Source organism: Chloroflexaceae bacterium (assembly GCA_025057155.1).
Classification (GTDB): Bacteria; Chloroflexota; Chloroflexia; order Chloroflexales; family Chloroflexaceae; genus JACAEO01.
This window is the reverse complement of sequence record JANWYD010000009.1, coordinates 124,732-143,014: the sequence shown is the minus strand read 5'-3', so window position 1 is coordinate 143,014 and position 18,283 is coordinate 124,732. Positions and strand designations below refer to the sequence as shown.

The 18,283-nt window shown below is 64.1% G+C and carries 13 protein-coding genes and 1 pseudogene; 13 read left to right on the top strand and 1 reads right to left on the bottom strand.

Annotation, left to right across the window (positions count from 1 at the left end; all coding sequences use genetic code 11):
• Positions 1-225: 225 nt before the first annotated feature.
• The 13 genes and pseudogenes from NZU74_10040 to NZU74_09980 all read left to right on the top strand — a co-directional run bounded on the left by NZU74_10040 (position 226) and on the right by NZU74_09980 (position 16,526).
• Positions 226-582, top strand: coding sequence for an NADH-quinone oxidoreductase subunit A (locus NZU74_10040; GenBank protein ID MCS6881662.1), 357 nt, complete (start codon positions 226-228; stop codon positions 580-582).
• Between the two features lie 93 nt (positions 583-675).
• Entirely contained in the window at positions 676-1,473 is a 798-nt protein-coding gene (locus NZU74_10035; GenBank protein ID MCS6881661.1) for an NADH-quinone oxidoreductase subunit B, read from the top strand.
• Positions 1,460-1,981: an NADH-quinone oxidoreductase subunit C gene (locus tag NZU74_10030; GenBank protein ID MCS6881660.1), complete on the top strand. Its 522-nt coding sequence runs from the start codon at positions 1,460-1,462 to the stop codon at positions 1,979-1,981. Before NZU74_10035 ends, NZU74_10030 begins: the two co-directional genes overlap by 14 nt.
• Before the next feature lie 18 nt (positions 1,982-1,999).
• Positions 2,000-3,109, top strand: a complete 1,110-nt coding sequence (locus NZU74_10025) for an NADH-quinone oxidoreductase subunit D (protein ID MCS6881659.1) — start codon at positions 2,000-2,002, stop codon at positions 3,107-3,109.
• Positions 3,110-3,539: 430 nt separating this feature from the next.
• A pseudogene (locus tag NZU74_10020) lies at positions 3,540-3,743 on the top strand (4Fe-4S dicluster domain-containing protein).
• 810 nt (positions 3,744-4,553) lie between these two features.
• A complete protein-coding gene (gene nuoH / locus NZU74_10015; GenBank protein MCS6881658.1) occupies positions 4,554-5,891 on the top strand; it encodes an NADH-quinone oxidoreductase subunit NuoH in 1,338 nt (445 codons plus the stop codon).
• Positions 5,892-5,898: 7 nt separating this feature from the next.
• Positions 5,899-6,567 (top strand): NADH-quinone oxidoreductase subunit J, encoded by a 669-nt coding sequence (locus tag NZU74_10010; protein ID MCS6881657.1) that lies wholly within the window; start codon positions 5,899-5,901, stop codon positions 6,565-6,567.
• Complete coding sequence (nuoK, locus tag NZU74_10005) at positions 6,564-6,881, top strand: NADH-quinone oxidoreductase subunit NuoK (protein ID MCS6881656.1); 318 nt, start codon at positions 6,564-6,566, stop codon at positions 6,879-6,881. Before NZU74_10010 ends, nuoK begins: the two co-directional genes overlap by 4 nt.
• A gap of 363 nt (positions 6,882-7,244) precedes the next feature.
• Complete coding sequence (locus tag NZU74_10000) at positions 7,245-9,485, top strand: NADH-quinone oxidoreductase subunit L (protein ID MCS6881655.1); 2,241 nt, start codon at positions 7,245-7,247, stop codon at positions 9,483-9,485.
• 166 nt (positions 9,486-9,651) lie between these two features.
• Positions 9,652-11,031, top strand: a complete 1,380-nt coding sequence (locus tag NZU74_09995; protein MCS6881654.1) for a DNA methyltransferase — start codon at positions 9,652-9,654, stop codon at positions 11,029-11,031.
• Positions 11,032-11,281: 250 nt separating this feature from the next.
• Positions 11,282-12,949, top strand: coding sequence for an NADH-quinone oxidoreductase subunit M (locus NZU74_09990; protein ID MCS6881653.1), 1,668 nt, complete (start codon positions 11,282-11,284; stop codon positions 12,947-12,949).
• Between the two features lie 58 nt (positions 12,950-13,007).
• The gene (locus NZU74_09985; protein ID MCS6881652.1) at positions 13,008-14,519 is read left to right on the top strand and encodes an NADH-quinone oxidoreductase subunit M; all 1,512 of its coding nucleotides are present in this window, start codon (positions 13,008-13,010) and stop codon (positions 14,517-14,519) included.
• Between the two features lie 378 nt (positions 14,520-14,897).
• Complete coding sequence (locus NZU74_09980; protein ID MCS6881651.1) at positions 14,898-16,526, top strand: NADH-quinone oxidoreductase subunit N; 1,629 nt, start codon at positions 14,898-14,900, stop codon at positions 16,524-16,526.
• A gap of 275 nt (positions 16,527-16,801) precedes the next feature.
• Here NZU74_09980 and trxB read toward each other — a convergent pair whose 3' ends face one another.
• A complete protein-coding gene (gene trxB, locus NZU74_09975) occupies positions 16,802-17,764 on the bottom strand; it encodes a thioredoxin-disulfide reductase (GenBank protein ID MCS6881650.1) in 963 nt (320 codons plus the stop codon).
• Positions 17,765-18,283 lie beyond the last annotated feature (519 nt).

Here is an 18,283-nt window from a genome sequence, read left to right as displayed (position 1 = left end):
CCCCATCCCCCTGTCCGGCACGGTACGAAGAAGCGGGTTTCCCCGGGTTGTACACCATGCCCTGAAGGCAATGAATGTAATTCCCTTGTGATATAGATCGCAAGAAGGGGTGCGCCTCTTTGCGATGCGGATTTTCGCAAAGGTGACGTTTGCGCGTAACTTCAAAACTATGCTATACTTGGCCCGTTCCACTCGGAGACCGCGCCAGAGAGGGTAGGGACGGCCATGCTTGCAAACTATGCCTTCATTGCCATCTTTTTCATCGCTGCGGTGAGTTTTCCTCTGGCGTCCCTGGCGCTGGCCTACTTTCTGCGCCCCAAACGGCCGACGCCGATCAAGCAGTCAACCTACGAGTGCGGCCTGGAGGCCATCGGCGATCTGCGGGTGCAGTTCAAGGTGCAGTACTACCTCTACGCCCTGGCCTTTGTGATCTTCGACATCGAGGTCGTTTTCCTCTACCCCTGGGCGGTCGCCTTCAACCAGCTCGGGCTCTACGGCTTCACGGCCGCGGCGGTGTTCCTGCTCATTCTGACCGCCGGGCTGCTCTATGAATGGCGCAAAGGCGCCCTAGAATGGGTATAGGATTCAGAGGAGGACCCGTTCCGGGTCAACGGACGCCGCGCCTCGCGGCCGTCCTGGCGTATACTGCGCGGCCCTCGGAATCCGTTATCAGCTATGAGCGAACATGAGATTCAGCTTGATCTGGAGCGGCAAGGCATCTTCCTCTCCACGCTCAATCGCTTTTATAACTGGGGTCGGCGCTCGTCAATCTGGCCGATGGCCTTTGGGCTGGCCTGCTGCGCCATCGAGATGATGGCCTTCGGGTTGAGCCGCTACGATGTGGCCCGCTTCGGGGCCGAGTTGTTCCGCGCGTCGCCGCGGCAGGCCGATCTGATGATCGTTGCGGGCACGGTGACCAAGAAGATGGCGCCCCAGGTGGTGCGGCTCTACAACCAGATGGCTGAGCCGCGCTACGTGATTTCGATGGGCGCCTGCGCCACCTCGGGCGGTCCCTTTCGCGATGGCTACAACGTGCTGCGTGGCATTGATCTGCTCATCCCGGTGGACGTGTACGTGCCCGGCTGCCCGCCCCGACCTGAGGCGCTGCTGCATGCGCTGATGACGCTTCAAGAGCAGATTGACCGGCAGAAACTCGGGCGCGTGCGCTGGTATGGCGAGGGCGACAAGCCCCAGACCAGCGATTTTCCTGTGCCCGCTTTTGGCGCGAAGGGTCTCGAGGTGGACGGGAAGCTGATTGACCCTGTGGGCGGCCTGCCGCTGGTCAGCCCGTACACCTCGCCTGAGCATGGCGAACGGCGCAGCGGACAGATCGAACACCCCGAGATTGTGCGCACCTTCCCGATCATGGATCCCACGGTGGAACTTGAGAACATTCTCAAGGCCCGGGGCGTGGCCCCGGAGATCGCCGTGGACGATCTGAAGCGCAACGAGGTTGGCGATGCCCAGGCTTAGTCCCGAAGAATTGCGCGAACGCATGGCCCGCGATCTCCCCGGCGCGGTGCTGGAGCCTGCGCCGCTGCGCGTCGCGCCGCCGCCGGCCCACGGCCCGCAACCGGCGCCCTTCGTCACCAACGACACTGTTGTGGCGGCTGAGCGGATCGTCGAGGCGGCGCTCTACCTGCGCGACACCCTCGGGTATGCCTTTCTCTCCGATATTGCTGTGGTTGACTACCTGGCCGACGGGATCTTTGAACTGGTCTATCGCTTCTACACCCTCGAAGGAGGCGAGGGGCTGGTGCTGAAGGTGCGCGTCCCGCGCGAGGCGCCAGAGGTGCCCTCGCTCACTCCTTACTGGCCGGGGGCCAACCTGCACGAGCGCGAGGCCTTCGATCTCTTCGGCATTATCTTTACGAACCACCCCTACCTCCGGCGCATCTATATGTGGGACGAGTTTGAAGGCTGGCCCATGCGCAAAGATTTTCCCAAACAGGGCGATAAGTATATTGGCGCGGATGAGTAAGGGTAGGGAACGAGCGCCATGTTCAAGACCGAAGAACTCCAGATTAACATCGGCCCGCAGCACCCGTCTACCCATGGGGTGTTCCGCATGCTGGTGACGGTTGATGGCGAGACGATCATTGATCTCAAACCGGTGTTTGGCTATCTCCACCGCAACCATGAGCAGATCGCCGAGCAGAATACTTATCTGCAAAATATGCCCTATACCGATCGGCTGGATTATTTCAACTCGATGGCCAACAACCATGCCTATGCGATGGCGGTGGAAAAACTGGCCGGCATCGAGGTCCCCGAGCGAGCCGAGTATATTCGCGTGCTGATGGTGGAACTGACGCGCATCCTCAACCATGCCGGCGCGCTGGGCTTCCTCATCAACGATATGGGGATGTGGCAGACCCAACTGGCCTTCGGGATGCGCGAACGCGAGAAGATCCTGGATCTGTTCGAGATGGCCTCCGGCGCGCGGATGATGTGCAACTACTTCCGCTTTGGCGGGGTGGTGCGCGACCTGCCGCCGGAGTTTATGCCCAGATTGAAAGAGCTGCTGGTGGCGATGCCGGCGTTCGTGGATGAACTGGAACGGCTCCTGCGCGAGAATGAGATCCTCATGCAACGGGCCGAGGGCATCGGCATTCTCCCCAAAGAACTGGCTCTGGCCTACAGCGTCACCGGTCCGGTGCTGCGGGGTTCAGGCATTCCCTACGACATCCGCAAGGCTGAACCGTACAGTGTATACGACCGTTTCGATTTCGACATCCCCGTCGGCTCGGTCGGCGATGTCTATGATCGCTTCCTGGTGCGCATCGAGGAGATGCGCCAGAGTAAGCGCATTATCGAACAGGTCATCGAGCAACTGCCCGACGCCAGAGGCGGCCATATCAACCCCAAGGCGCGCCAGAACGTGCGTCCGCCCGTCGGTGACGCCTACGCGCGCATCGAGTCGCCCAAGGGCGAACTGGGCTTCTACCTGGTGAGTGATGGCAGCCCAAGGCCCTATCGCTACAAGGTCCGCGCACCCTCGTTCATCAACCTTACTCCCCTTGGGGACATGTGCCGGGGCTACAAGGTGGCCGATGTAGTGGTCATTCTGGGCAGCATTGATATTGTGATGGGCGAGGTTGATCGCTAGTCGAATCTTTGCCGGCCCCGTCCCCTCGCTGCACCTTCCCCCGCCGGGGAAGGCGACCGGGCTTCTACCTCCAGCGGCGGGATGAGGCTGGGAGGGGGGAAGAACGCTGCAAACGGTGACGAAGGCGGGGAAACCTGGTTTTCCCCACCCCTCCGCCAGCGGTCGGCGTTGGGCAACAGGTCGCTTCGCACTGCACTAGAAATAGATTGCCATGACGATCAAGATCGAACGCGGTCAAGTTGTGACGGTCGAGCGAGGACAGCGCGCCGCGCGCCGCATCCCCGGCCTGGGCCTGCTCGACGGCATGGCGGTGGTCTGGAAGCACTGGACCGGATCGTTCCGTAAGAACCAGGGGTTCAATGACATCCACGGGGTCTTTACGTTTGAGTACCCTGAGGAACGCCCGAAGCTGCCCGAAGCCTACCGCAACATGCCTATCCTGCTCTACGACGAGGAGACCGGGCATGAACTCTGCACCTCGTGCTTCCAGTGCGAACGCATCTGCCCGCCCCAGGTCATTCATATGACCCAGGCCAAAGACCCGGCCACCGGCAAGCCGGTGCCCGCCGTGGCCGAGTTCGTGATCGAGTACGATGCCTGCATGAGCTGCGGCTTCTGCGCCGAAGTTTGCCCCTTCGACGCGATCAAGATGGACCACGAATTCGAGCTGTCAACGTCGGAGCACCAGAAACTGACGGTGTTCAAGGAGCAGTTGAACCGCCCGATCTCGTACTACGAGCGCATCGCTCCGACGATGTGGGCCGAGGTGCGCGATGGGGCGCTGAAGAAGCTGCAGGGCAACATCAAGCGCCGTCCCGACGTGATCGGCATGGCCCCCAACCTCGCCGAGAAGATCGCCGCGCGCCGGCGCGAACTCGAGGCCGCCGCAGCCGCCGCGGCCGTCGCAGCGGCGCCCGAAGCGCCTGCCGCAGCGCCCGCCGAGGGACGTAAACTGACCCCTGAGGAGAAGGCGGCGAAACTGGCGGCGATCAAGGCGGCCAACGCGGCGAAGAAAGCTAGCGGTGCGGCTGAGCCGCCAGCAGCCCCCGCCGAAGCCGCGCCTGCCGATGAAAAGGCCGCCCGGCTTGCCGCCATCCGCGCCAAAAATGCCGCCAAAAAAGCTACCGAAGGCGCTGACGGCGCCTCGCCGACCGAAGCAACTCCCGCCGCGCCCACCGATGAGAAGGTCGCGCGCCTGGCCGCCATCCGCGCGAAGAATGCCGCCAAAAAAGCTGCCGAAGGCGCCAATGGCGCTTCAGAGGCGGCGAACGTATCCGCGCCCGAGCCTGCTCCCGCGCCGCCTGCCGACGGGCCCCCCGCGCCTTCGGGCGAGGCCGCCGGGACAGGGGCTGCGCCCGCCGATGAGAAGGCCGCGCGCCTGGCTGCCATTCGGGCGAAGAATGCCGCTAAAAAGGCTGCCGAACAGCAGGGTGAGTGACCGGTTATGTACGATATCATTGACGCGCTCCTCAATCGCACGCTTGGCTTGAACTGGCCCGGCTGGGCCATCGCCCTGATCAGCCACCTCGCCGTCGCTACCCTGCTCTTTGTCATCGCGCCGCTACAGATGCTCTTCCTGACCTACTACGAACGGCGCGCCATCGCGAGGATGCAGGACCGCATCGGCCCGAACCGGGTCGGTCCGGCGGGCTTGTTCCAGCCCATCGCCGATGGCGTGAAGATGTTCACCAAGGAGGACATCGTTCCCGCCGCCGCCGATAAGTGGGTGCATTTCCTGGCGCCCTGCGTGGTGGTCGCCCCGACCATGCTGATGTTCGCCGTGCTGCCCTGGGGTCCGGGGATGGTGCCGGTGGATCTAAATGTGGGATTGCTGTTCTTCTTCGCCATTTCGTCCATCAGCGCGGTGGGCCTGATGATGGCCGGCCTGGCGTCGAGCAATAAGTTTGCGCTGCTGGGGGCCATGCGCGCCGTGGCCCAGATGGTGAGCTACGAGATCCCCGCCGTGCTTAGCCTGCTGGCGGTGGTGATGCTGACGGGGACGCTCTCGATTGTGCAACTGATCGAGGCCCAGGCGGGCCTGTTCATCAGTGTCGCTGACGTGCCCGGCATTCCCGATCTGGGCCTGGGCTGGTTCATCTTCACGCCGGTAGGTTTTCTGGCCTTCATCGTCTTTTTTATTGCCGCCCTGGCCGAAGGTGAGCGCACACCCTTCGATATTCCCGAAGCCGACTCGGAGATCGTCGCCGGGTACATGACCGAGTACAGCGGCATGAAATTCGGCCTGTTCTACCTGGCCCAGTACGTGCTCAACTTCCTGCTCTGCGCCATCGCCGCGGTGATCTTCTTCGGGGGCTGGCAGGGTCCGGGCGTGGGCTGGCTCTACGCCCGGGCCATCTCGCCCGCCAATCCCGACGGCAACTGGGTGTTCAACGTCCTGGCCGGCTTCCTGGGGGTGTTCTACCTGCTGGCCAAGACCTACGCCTTCTTCTTCGTCATGGTCTGGCTGCGGGGGGCCTTTCCGCGGCTGCGGGTGGACCAGTTGATGGATTTTGGCTGGAAGTTTCTCATTCCGCTCACGCTGGTGAACATCGTAAGCGCCGCGATCTGGGTGGCGCTGCTGCGCTGGGGGCCGGAGCAGGGCATCACCTTCACCCTGCACTGGTCGCCGCTCCTGCGCTGGGGCGTGGCCTTCAGCGTCACCCTGGCCCTGAACCTCGTCGCCTACATTGCGCTCGCGCGTATCTTCGCCGCCGCGCAGGCCCAGCAGGGCCGGATTGACCTCGATGAGTACCGCGACACGCTGACCGCCACGCTGCGGTAGGGGGGCTATGGCAACGGTCATCCAGATCATCTTCGGGCTGATCGCGGCCCTGGTCATCGGCGCGGCAGTGATGGTGGTGACGGTGCGCAACGTCATTCATGCGGCCCTGTGGCTGATCGCCTGCTTCTTCGGCGTCGGCGCGCTGTACCTGCTGCTCGAGGCGGAGTTCCTGGCCGTCGTGCAGGTGCTGGTTTATGTCGGAGCAATCTCTATCCTCATTCTGTTCGCGATTATGCTGACGCGCCAGGTGACCGGGGAGGGGGTGCGGCAACTGGTGGGCGGGTGGCGCCTCTGGCTCACCGCGGCGATCAGCGCACTGCTCTTCGCCGTCGCTATTGTTCCGACCGTTATCGCGCACCGCTGGAACATCCCCGCGCCGCCTGGCCCTCCCGGCACGCCCGAGCCGCTGGCCGGGGTGAACGAACTGGGGCGCGCCTTCGTCTATGAGTTTCTGTTGCAGTTCCAGGTGGCCGGCGTGCTGCTCACCGTGGCGCTGATCGGGGCGATCGTGATCGCCTTCGAGGAGCGCGCCCGGCGCCGCCGCGTGCTCACCCTGGCCGAGGAGCATGAACTTCGCAAGCGCCTGGCGCAACCGCCCCCGGTGGAGGCCCCGGCGGGCGAGCCGGCGCCCGCGCCCCGCGCCACGCCGATCAGTGAAGGAGAGACACAACCATGACTGCGGCGGTTCCCCTTGAGGCGGTGCTGGTCGTCGCCGGGGCCCTGTTCTGCATTGGTCTGTTCGGCGCCCTGTCACGGCGCAACCTGATCGGGGTGCTTATGGGCGTCGAACTGATGCTCAACGCGGTGAACATCAACCTGGTGGCCTTCTGGCGCTACCTGGAGCCGCGCTTCATCACCGGGCAGACCTTCGCCATCTTCATCATCTGCGTCGCCGCCGCCGAAGCCGCCGTGGGTCTGGCGATGGTCATTGCTATTTATCGCAACTGGCTTACTGTCAATGCCGATGCAGTGGATTCGTTGAAAGGGTGAGGCGATTTTGGATTCTGGATTGCCGTGTAGCTCTACTTTGTCACGTTGTCCCTGGCGGGGTTGCGGGGGCCGCAGGCCCCCAAAGATCCTCCCTTACCTGGTGGCGGCGCGGCGAAGCCCCGCTGCACCAGGAAGAAGAAAGCTCGGAGGGGTGAGGCAGCCCCTCGGAACCTCCTCGCAGCGGAGGCCACAGCACGTGACAGGGTAGAGGCAAGGGGCGCCTTGCGGAAAGCAATTCAGCCGTTGAGATAGTGTTGAACGCATTGGTGCGGCAGAGTGCGCGGAGAGCTTCAAAAAGCGCTGCACTGCGTGCCTGGCGGCAAATGTGCACACGTACCCGTTGAACCGATGTGAGGATGGCGCATGGCTCTCTTTCTCCAACTGGCCTGGCTCATCCCGGCGCTGCCGTTGCTCGGCTGCGCGCTGATCACCTTTACGCCCCTGCGCCACAGCAAGCCCGCCAGTGGCTGGACGGCCATCGCCCTCATGCTGCTGGCGACGGTCCTGGCAGTGGGCCTGCTCGCCGCGACGGCCCAGGGGCTGGCGCTGCGCGAGGGGCAGGTGGTGAGCCTGGCCGGCGGCCACGGCGGGGAGGAGCACGGCGCTGCCAAAGAGCACGGCGCGGGTGAGAAGCACGGGGCCTTCGCCTTCCCCGAGCCGAACCTGGTGCAACGCATCGCCTGGGCGCCCACCGGGAGCAGTGTGTTCACGATGGGGCTCTACGTGGATACCCCCGTGGCGGCCATGCTGGCGATGGTGACGATCACCGCGACCTGCATCCACCTCTTCTCGCTGGGCTACATGGCCGCCAATGCCCGCCAGAGCCGCTTCTTCAGCTTTATCTCGCTCTTTACGGCGGCGATGCTGCTGATGTGTATGGCCGATAATCTCCTGCTCTTCTTTATGGCCTGGGAGATTATGGGCCTCTGCTCCTACCTGCTGATCGGCTTTCTCTATGAGCGCCCGCAAGCCTACCGCGCGGCGGTCAAGGCCTTCATCGTCACCCGCATCGGCGACGTGCTGATGCTGCTGGGACTGGTCTACCTCTACACGCAGGCCGGCAGTCTGACCCTGGGGGTCAACGAGGGGGAGATCTTCAACCCGGCGTTTCTAGAGCGCATTGGCGCCGAGCGAGGCTTCTTCGGTCTGAGCCACGCCACCGGCATCGCCCTGCTGCTCTTCTGCGGCACCATCGGCAAATCGGCCCAGTTCCCCCTGCACGTCTGGCTGCCCGACGCGATGGAGGGTCCGACGCCGGTGTCGGCGCTGATCCACGCGGCCACGATGGTGGCGGCGGGCGTGTTCCTGGTGGCCCGCACCTACCCGATCTTCCTGGCCGACGGCGGCGCGGCCCTGGGGGTGGTGGCCTTCATCGGGGCCTTCACGGCTTTCTTCGCCGCCACCATCGCCGTGGCGCAGTTTGACATCAAGCGCATCCTGGCCTACTCGACGCTCTCGCAACTGGGCTTCATGGTCGCCGCTCTGGGCATCGGCGGCTGGGTCGCCGCGCTGTTCCACCTCCTGACCCACGCCTTCTTCAAGGCCCTGCTGTTCCTCGGCTCCGGCTCGGTCATCCACGCCATGGAGGCCACCCCGGCCATCGAGCGCCTCCACCACAGGGACGAGTACGCCGCCCAGCAGACCGCGCAGGACATTCGCAACATGGGCGGGCTGCGCGCCCATCTGCCCTGGACCTTCTGGACCTACACCGCAGGCTACCTGGCCCTGGCCGGCGTGGCGCCCTTCGCCGGGTTCTGGAGCAAGGACGAGATCCTGGCCGACGCCTTCAAGGGCGGACACTGGATCGTCTTCAGCGTGCTGACCGCCGCAGCCTTCCTCACGGCGTTCTACATGACCCGCCAGTGGCGTCTGGTGTTCTTCGGGAATTTCCGCGGCGAGCACCCGGTAGTGTTCCACAACCCGGAGGCGCCCCGCAAGGCCGCGCATCACGCCGATGCGCATCACGACGAACACGAGGAGCGCCACGGCATCCACTGGCACGAGGACCCGACCATGACCGCCGCGCTGGTGGTGCTGGCCGCCTTCGCGGTAACGGCGGGCTTGTTCAACCTGCCCTTCGCCATCCCCGGCGGCCACTGGCTGAGCGACCTGTGGGGCCAGGAGGCCCTGCCCTTCAGCCCTCTGGTGGCGGGCATCTCGCTGCTGGCGGCCCTGGGCGGCATCGCGGCGGGGTGGACGTTCTACGCCGGGGCCTTCGCCCGCGCCAGCGACGCCGACCCGCTGGCGACGCGCGCGCCGGGGCTGTTCCGGTTGCTCCACGAGAAGTACCGGGTGGACGAACTCTACCAGGCCAGTTTTGGACGCCTGGTGGCAGTGCTGGCCCTGTTCTGGGCCTTCATTGACCAGATCCTCAACCGCGTCATTGACGGCATCGGCCAGATCACCCTGTTTGTGGGGCGCTTTAACTTCATTGTGGACGACACCCTGTTCAACGACGGCCCCGATGCGCTGGCCGGCGGCACGGTGGCGACGGGCAAAAACACCCGCCGCGTGCAGACCGGCAGGGCCCAGGATTATGTGGGCTACGTCTTCGCCGGGGTGGTGGTGCTGGCGGTGTTTTATCTGTATGTGCTGCGGCGGTAACGTGAGACTTCGCCTGTTGTGGAAGTTTGGAGGGCCAATGCCACGAACTTTATTCGCAGCGGCCCGGAACTCGCTGCTTCTCACCGGAAAGAGAAATTGCCGGGAAACGCCTCTCGCGTGCAGCGTGTCTAGATGATGCGCGGTTGCAACATCAAGGACGCAAACGATGGATTATCGCGAAGCGAGCCCCTATCCGGCAACAGCGCCTGATGAACAAACGAATGATCGCCGCGTAAGCAACGGCGACATCAACAAACTGTTTGACCAGGATCGGCCTGCTCACGGCTGGTATCGTTTCGTGCTTTCCTTCCCTCCGCACCTGGTTCGTGATTATGTGCGGCGATTTGATCTCCGAGATCATCACCGTGTTCTCGACCCATTTTGCGGTACCGGCACAACGCTGGTTGAATGTAAGAAGTTAGGCGTTCCAAGTACAGGTTTCGAAGCGAACCCATTGGCGCATTTTGCAGGACAGGTCAAAGTTGACTGGTCTCCCGATCCCGAAAGTCTCGTGAAACATTCCGAGCATGTGGCAGAAATTGCGTTAAGAATACTCGAAGAGGATGGGATTACAGATAATCCTTTGCTTAACCAAATAACTGAGAATGACCTTACAGATAAGAGTCTACGAACTATCAATCCGGAGCTTATGCAGCTCTTACTCGCCAACTCCATCAGTCCCCTTCCATTACACAAGGTTCTTGTCCTTCTCGATTGCTTACGACAAAACGCAGATCCGCGATTTGAAAGACATCAGCGACTCGCGCTTGCGAAAGCCCTGGCGTTCTCTATTAGCAACCTGCATTTTGGGCCAGAAGTTGGGATTGGCCCAAAGAAGCTGGATGCTCCAGTTATCGCCGCCTGGTTAGATGGCATCTATGTAATGGCGAGAGATCTGCGACAGTTACAGCAGTTCGATCGCACAGAAGCGGTAGTATATCATGCAGACGCCCGACGAATATCAGATGTGTTGCAAAACAGTTCGATCGATGCGGTCATCACTTCTCCTCCTTATCCAAATGAAAAAGATTACACTCGAACAACGCGACTTGAGAGCGTACTGCTTGGATTTATTCAGAGTAAGACAGAACTGCGGGCTCTGAAACAAAATCTTTTGCGCTCTAATACTCGCAATGTGTACAGGGCGGATAATGACGACCAATGGGTGGCATCATTCCCCAAAATCCAACATCTTGCTGACGCAATTGAGGCTCGACGCGCCGAATTACAAAAAACTTCAGGTTTTGAACGACTATACGCAAAAGTTGCGAAACTCTACTTTGGGGGCATAGCACGGCATCTTGCCGATCTGCGTGCCGTTTTACGTCCAGGGGCACAGCTAGCATATGTTGTCGGCGATCAGGCTTCCTATTTTCGAGTGATGATACGAACAGGCGAACTCCTGGCAGATATAGCGCAAACTCTGGGCTATGAGGTCGTAAGCATAGATCTCTTTCGCACACGCATCGCTACCGCAACCAGAGCGCAGTTGCGAGAAGAGGTTGTTGTTTTGCGCTGGCCCGGTAGCGCTATAAGTTTGGTCTAACGTAAAAACAGGCGGTTTAACGGGTGTGAGTGAACCTGTTTTCGCCATATCTCTGGCCAATTGCAGTGTGAGAGAATATTAATGAACTGCTGGCCGAGACAAAAGTGCCAGACAGCACGCCCGGTATTCTTGCAATGCGAGAAAAGCATTGCCGTCTTGTTCCGCCCGATAATTTCTCCGTAGAAGATTTGCAGCAGTATCGTAAGCTGCCAGTGGAAGATTAGCTGATTTTCACCTCAGGAACGCATCTATGGATCTGCCCGCATACTTGATCCCTTCACCCGATGGCGTGCCCTGGCTGACGCTGCTGGTCCTCTCGCCGCTGGCGGGCATCCTGCTGGTGGGGCTGGCTGCTGCGTTGCGCCTGGACGACCGGATCGCGCGCCTGGGGGCCACGGCGTGGACGGGCGTGCCCCTGGCCATCGCCCTGGTGGTCTGGTCGCGCTTTGACCCAACGGCCAGCGCCGGGGGCCAGGGCGCGGTGCAACTGGTGGAGAAGATCCCCTGGATCCAGGCCGTCCGCGTGGACTACTTCCTGGGGGTGGATGGGCTGAGCCTGCCCCTGGTGCTGCTGACGACGGCGATCGCCCCGGTGGCCATGCTGGCCTCCTGGCGGCTCACCGACCGGGTGAAGGCCCACTACGCCCTGCTGCTGCTGCTCCAGGCGGCGATGCTGGGCTTCTTCGTGGCCCTGGACTTCTTCTTCTTCTTCATCTTCTGGGAGTTCAGCCTGGTTCCGGCTTACTTCCTCATTCAGCTCTGGGGGCGCGAGAACCGGCGCTACGCCGCCTTCAAGTTTTTTGTTTACACTATGGCCGGCTCGATCGGCATGCTGCTGCTCTTTCAGGTCATCTACCTGTCGGTGCGGCAGGCGGGCCTCCCCACCTTCGACCTGATCGCTCTGGGGCGGCTGGGCCTGGGCCTGCCGGTGGAGGGGGTGACGGGCACGTTCCGCGACATCCTCTTCGCCTACATGGAGCGACTCGGCGTGGCGAACGTGCTGGGACGCTACCCGCTGCTCTACACCAGCATCGCCTTCTGGGCGATCTTCATCGCCTTCGCCATCAAACTGGCGGTGTGGCCCTTCCACACCTGGCTGCCCGACGCCTACGCCGAGGCCCCGGTGGCCGGCAGCATCCTCCTCAGCGCGGTGATGAGCAAGATGGGGGCCTATGGCATGCTGCGGATCATGCTGCCCTTCGTGCCGGATGCCAGTCAGTACTTCGCGCCGGTGATGGGCGCCCTGGCCCTGGTGGGGATCGTCGCTGGCGCGTTCGGCGCCCTGGCCAACGTGGGCGGCGACATCAAGCGGCTGATCGCCTACACCTCGATCAACCATATGGGCTACGTAATGCTCGGCATCGCCGCCGCCGCCGCGCTGCCCGGCGGGGCTGCCCAGGACAGCCGGGCCATCGCCCTCAACGGCGTGATGGTGCAACTGGTGGCCCACGGCCTCTCCACGGCGGCCCTGTTCTACCTCGCCGGTGCCCTGCACGCGCGGACGGACACCTGGAGTCTCAACGACTTCGGCGGGCTGCGGGTGATCGCCCCCACCTTCGCCGGGGTGATGGGCACGGCCATGTTCGCCAACCTGGGCCTGCCGGGGCTGGCCGGCTTCGTGGGGGAGTTCTTCATCTTCCGCGGGGCCTGGGCGACTCTGCCGCTCTTCACCGCCCTGGCGACCATCGGGCTGATCGTCACCGCCCTGGCGCTGCTGTTGATGTTCCAGCGCCTCTTCCTGGGGCCGCTCAACGAACGCTGGAAGGGCCTGGCCGACCTGCGGCCGGCCGAGTTCTGGACGATGCTGCCGCTGCTGGCGCTCATGCTGCTGATCGGCGTCTATCCCGGGCCGCTGATGAACCTGGCAAACACCACCGCCACCCAGCTCGTCGCCGTGTTTCAGCGGGCGCTGAGTTGACCGTATTTGCGGGCGCACCGCGCCCATAGCGGGAGCGCGCGCTCCCTTGAAAGCACGTATGGGCCTGTTCACGCTTCCGACCACCATCCCCTGGTTGAGCCTGATCTGGCTCAGCACGGTCGCGCCCGCCGCGATCATCGCCCTCATCCCCAATCGCCAGGCCGAGGCCATGCGCTGGACCGGGGCGATCTTCGCGCTGATCTCGCTGGTGCTCTCCCTGCTGGTCTGGCTGGCCTACGATCCGATCCGGGGCGGCTTCCAGTTCATCGAGCGGCTGGAGTGGATCCCCCAGCTCGGCATCTCCTATCTGCTTGGCGTAGACGGGATCAGCCTGCCAATGCTGGTGCTCAACGGCGTGGTAATCTTCACCGGCGCGCTGATGAGTTGGAACATCGAGGAGCGGGTCAAAGAGTACTGGGTGCTGCTGCTGTTGCTGACCACCGGGGTGTACGGAGTGTTTGTCGCCCTCGACCTGTTTCTCTTCTTCGTCTTCTACGAACTGGCCGTGCTGCCGATGTATTTGCTGATCGGCGTCTGGGGCAGCACGCGCAAAGAGTACGGGGCGATGAAGCTTACCCTGTTCCTCATGGCTGGGAGCGCGCTGGCGATCATCGGCATGCTGGGGCTGTACTTCGGCTCGGGACTGCGCACCTTCGATATGCTGGTGCTGTCGCGCAGCGTGACCCTGGCGGGCGACCTGCAGCGCATCTTCTTCCTGCCGATGTTCGTGGGCTTCGGCGTGCTGGCGGGCATGTTCCCCTTCCACACCTGGAGTCCGACCGGACACGTGGCGGCGCCCACAGCGGTGAGCATGCTCCACGCCGGCGTGCTAATGAAGCTAGGGGCCTATGGCTGTATTCGGGCGGCGATGTGGCTGATGCCGGTGGGGGCGAACCTCTGGCTGCCGGTGATTGCCGTGCTGACCATCTTCAACGTCGTGTACGGGGCGACGATTGCCATGGCCCAGCGCGACGCCAAGTTTATTATCGGCTACTCGTCAGTGAGCCACATGGGCCTGGTGCTGATGGGGCTGGCCGCTGCCACCCAACTGGCGATGACCGGTGCGGTGTTGCAGATGTTCGCCCATGGCATTATGACGGCACTGTTCTTTGCAGTCGTCGGGCGCATGATCTATGATCGCACCCACACGCGCCAGTTGCCCGAACTCGGCGGCCTGCGCAAGGTGATGCCCTTCGCGGCGTGGATGTTCATCCTCGGCGGCCTGTCGTCCATGGGTATGCCCGGGCTGGCCGGCTTCTGGGCCGAGTTCACCATCTTCCTGGGCGTGTGGGAACGCTACCCGCTGATTGCGGTGATCGCCGCCATCTCCATCCCCGTCACCGGGGCCTACATTCTCCGCGCGGTCTGGGCCACCTTCGATGGGGAGGTGAAGAACCCCGAGTTCTTCAAGCTGCCCGCGCTTACCTGGCAGGAGCGTACCGGCGCGATCATCCTGGCGGTGATCCTGGTGGTGGTGGGCATCTACCCGGCCATCCTCACCGAGCTGATCAACACCGGGGTGCAGCCGGTGGTGGCCCAGCTCAGCGGGGTGGTGGTGGCGGGGCGATAGGCGTCTGTCCGGATAGCCTGGGTGTTCGATGCCGCTCCGGGAGCGCTGCGCGCAACCCTCTGGGATGCGCTACCGCGACGGGCAGAGGCGTGGGGAAACCCGGTTTCCCCACCCGCCCCCTGATGACCAGGGCACAAGCGTTCCCGGGAGGGTCGCGCCCTCCCGGCAGGCAGGGGCGTGTGGAAACCTGGTTTCCCCACCCGCCCCCTGATGACCAGGGCACAAGCGTTCCCGGGAGGGTCGCGCCCTCCCGGCAGGCAGGGGCGTGTGGAAACCTGGTTTCCCCGCCCTCCTCCACACGACCAGGGCGCGAGCGTTCCGCGGGGAGGGCCGCGCCCTCCCAGAACTTCGCGCAGAGGTTATCCTAAGGAGTGACCGGTGTTTCAGATCACCGACATCCCGCGGCTGCTGCCGGAGATCCTGCTGCTGGTGCTGGCGCTGCTGGTGCTCGGCTCGGACATCTTCGAGAAATGGGGCCGCACGCCCGAGGCGCAACTGGAACGGGTGCGCTCCTCGGCCTCGCTGACGGCGATCGGGCTGGGGCTGGTGTTCGTCATCGCCCTGTTGCAGAGCGCCTATGTGCCCGGCACCCGCGCCCCGCAGGGGCCGATCGGCAACGCGGCGCTCGACTGGCTGCTCACCATTCTGCGCAATCTGCAGAGCGGCGGCCCCGGCGGCGAGCCAATCACCGGCGCCTTCGCCACCGACCACTTGACAATGATCGCCCGGCTGACCTTCATCGGCGCGGCCTTCATCGCCAGCCTGCTGTGCCTGGACTACCGTCCGAGCGCCCATCCGGCCGAGTTCTACGCCCTGATCCTCTTCTCGACCCTGGGCATGTGCCTGATGGCCGGGGCCACCGAGTTCATCATGGCCTATCTGGCAGTGGAACTGACGAGCATCCCGCTGTACATTCTGGCGGGCTACTTCCGCAACGACGCGCGCTCGTCCGAGGCGGGGATGAAGTACTTCCTCTTCGGGGCCATGTCGTCGGGCATCCTGCTCTACGGGATGAGCCTGGCCTACGGCTACGCCGCCAGCGCCCTGGCCGGCAATGTGACGGCGAATGACCTGACGCAGTTTTCGCGCATCGCCCAACTGGCCGGCGACGCCGGCCCTGGTTCGGGGCTGCTGACGCTGGGGATGGTCTTCGTGATTGCCGGGGTAGGCTACAAAGTGGCGGCGGTGCCGTTCCACGGCTGGGCGCCTGACGTCTACCAGGGCGCGCCCACGCCGATCACGGCCTTTATCTCCACGGCCTCAAAAGCGGCCGGCTTTATCCTGCTCCTGCGCCTGCTGACCACGGCCTTCCCCGCGCTCAGCGGCGGGGCCAGCCTGGCCGACCTGGGCGGCTGGACCAGCCTGGCGGCCTTCCTGGCGCTGCTCACGGTAGTGGTGGGCAACCTGGCGGCCCTGCCGCAGACGAACGCCAAGCGCCTGCTGGCCTGGTCGAGCGTGGCCCACGCCGGCTTCGTGCTGCTGGCGCTGGTGGCCTGGGCCGCGCCGCAGCCCTTCGACCGCGACCAGGGCGCGGCGGCGCTGCTGTACTACCTGGTGGTCTACACCCTGACCAATCTGGGGGCCTTCGGGGCGCTGGCAGCGATCAACCTGCTCGTCGGGGGCGACGAGATCGCCGATCTCAACGGCCTGGCGCGGCGGAACCTGGGCCTGGCCGCTCTGTTCACGCTGTGCATCCTCTCGCTGGCGGGCATCCCGCCGCTGGCAGGGTTCTTTGCGAAGTTCTACGTTTTCATGGCCGCCTGGCAGGGTGGAGCGCGCTGGTTGGTGGTGGTGGCGGTGATCACCACGCTGATCAGCCTCTACTATTACCTGCGGCTGCTCAAGGCCATGTTCATCGCCCCGCCGTCGAGCGAAACGCCCCTGTCGGCGCCGCCGGCCATCGTGGCCGCGGTGGTGGTAGCGGTCGTGCCGCTGATCGTCGTGGGCCTGTTTCCGAACCTCATTCTGGGGGTGATCAGCCGGGTGCAGACCGTGGCGGGGATGTAGGGGGCTGGGGAAACCGGGTTTCCTTAGATCCCTGATAAAGATGAAGAATAGAAACCGGTATTCGCCCGATAGCCCGGCGGCTGATGAAGATGAAGAATAGAAACCGGTATTCACCCGATAGCCCGGCGGCTGAAGCCGCGGGCTACTGATGCGAAGCCCGCCTTCGCGGGCTATACCGGACTCAATTCTTAATCCTCATCAGGGGCAAGAAGGTGTTTTCCTGGGAGGGTGAAACCCTCCCAGACCCTCCCCTGAATATCCTCTTGCCCCACTCGTTACGATGACACGCTCTCGGCCTGGGCGGCCTTTTTGGCGGCGTGCTCCTGCTCGGCCAGGTACCAGGTGGCCTCCATGGCCGCCTTGCAGCCCTCGCCGGCGGCGGTGATCGCCTGGCGGTAGATGTGGTCCACCACGTCGCCAGCGGCGAAAATGCCGGGCACATTGGTGCGCTGGCGTCCGTCGGTGACGATGTAGCCCCCCTCGTCCAGCGTCAGAATGCCCTCGAAGAGCTTGGTGTTGGGCACGTGGCCGATGTAGGGGAAGACCCCATCGGTGGCCAGTTCGCTGGTCTCGCCGGTCTTCAGGTTGCGGATGCGCACGGCAGTCACGCGGTCCTCGCCGAGGATCTCCTCGACGACGCTGTTCCAGACGAAGCGGATCTTCTCGTTGCTGAAGGCGCGCTCCTGCAAGATGGCATCGGCGCGGAGCGTGTCGCGGCGGTGGACGATGATCAGCTCGCTGACGTAGCGGGTGAGGAACAGACCCTCGTCGAGGGCGCTATTGCCGCCGCCGACCACCACCACCTTCTTGCCGCGGAAGAAGAAGCCGTCACAGGTGGCGCAGTAGCTGACGCCGCGGTTGGCCAGGCGCTCCTCGCCGGGGACGCCCAGCTTGCGCGGCGAGGCGCCGGTGGAGACGATGATGGTATCGGCGGTGAGCTGCTGGCCATCGTCGGTGGTAAGGGCGAAGGGGCGCTGCCCGGCGTCAACCCGCGTCACCAGGGTATCCAGAAAGCGGGCGCCGAAGCGGGCGGCCTGCTTCTCCATGTTGTCGGCGAGTTCAAAGCCGCCGATGCCCTCGACGAAGCCCGGATAATTCTCGACTTCAGCGGTGGTGGCGATCAGGCCGCCGGGCTGCAACCCGCGCACCACCAGCGGCTCCAGATTGGCGCGCGCGGCATACAGGGCGGCGGTCAGGCCCGCGGGACCCGAGCCGATAATCACAACTTTGTTGTGCATGCAAAACCCTCCTCGCGAACGCACAGGGGAGCATACCCCCCTGCGGATGGCACAGGCATAGTATACCATACCGCACAAGAGTGACACGCGATCGAAAATACCTCGTAGGGGTATAAGACGATCTACGGGGCGGCACGCCGCGGCCCTTCGGCGACGCGCGCCCATCCCGGCGGATGATCCCCCCGGCGGTGCCGGTGAACCCGCCCCGTGGCGACGCGCGCCCATCCCGACGAATCATCCCCCCGCGGCGACCCGTAGAGACGGCCCGCCGGGCCGTCTCTACGTCGGCCCCGGGACCGGCACCCCATCCGGGGCGGGCCGCCGCCCCCCGCCTGCCCCGGGACCGGCGCCCCATCCGAGGCGCGGCGCGGCCCCCCGGCGGCCCCGGAACCGGCGCCCCATCCGAGGCGCGCCGCCCCCAACCGCCCCCGGAACCGGTAATGCCATGCGGGGCGCGCCCCCGCCCCGCGGTTGCGGTTGCGCCTTCCTTACCCGGCGTGAAGATTCCCTCCCCCGACG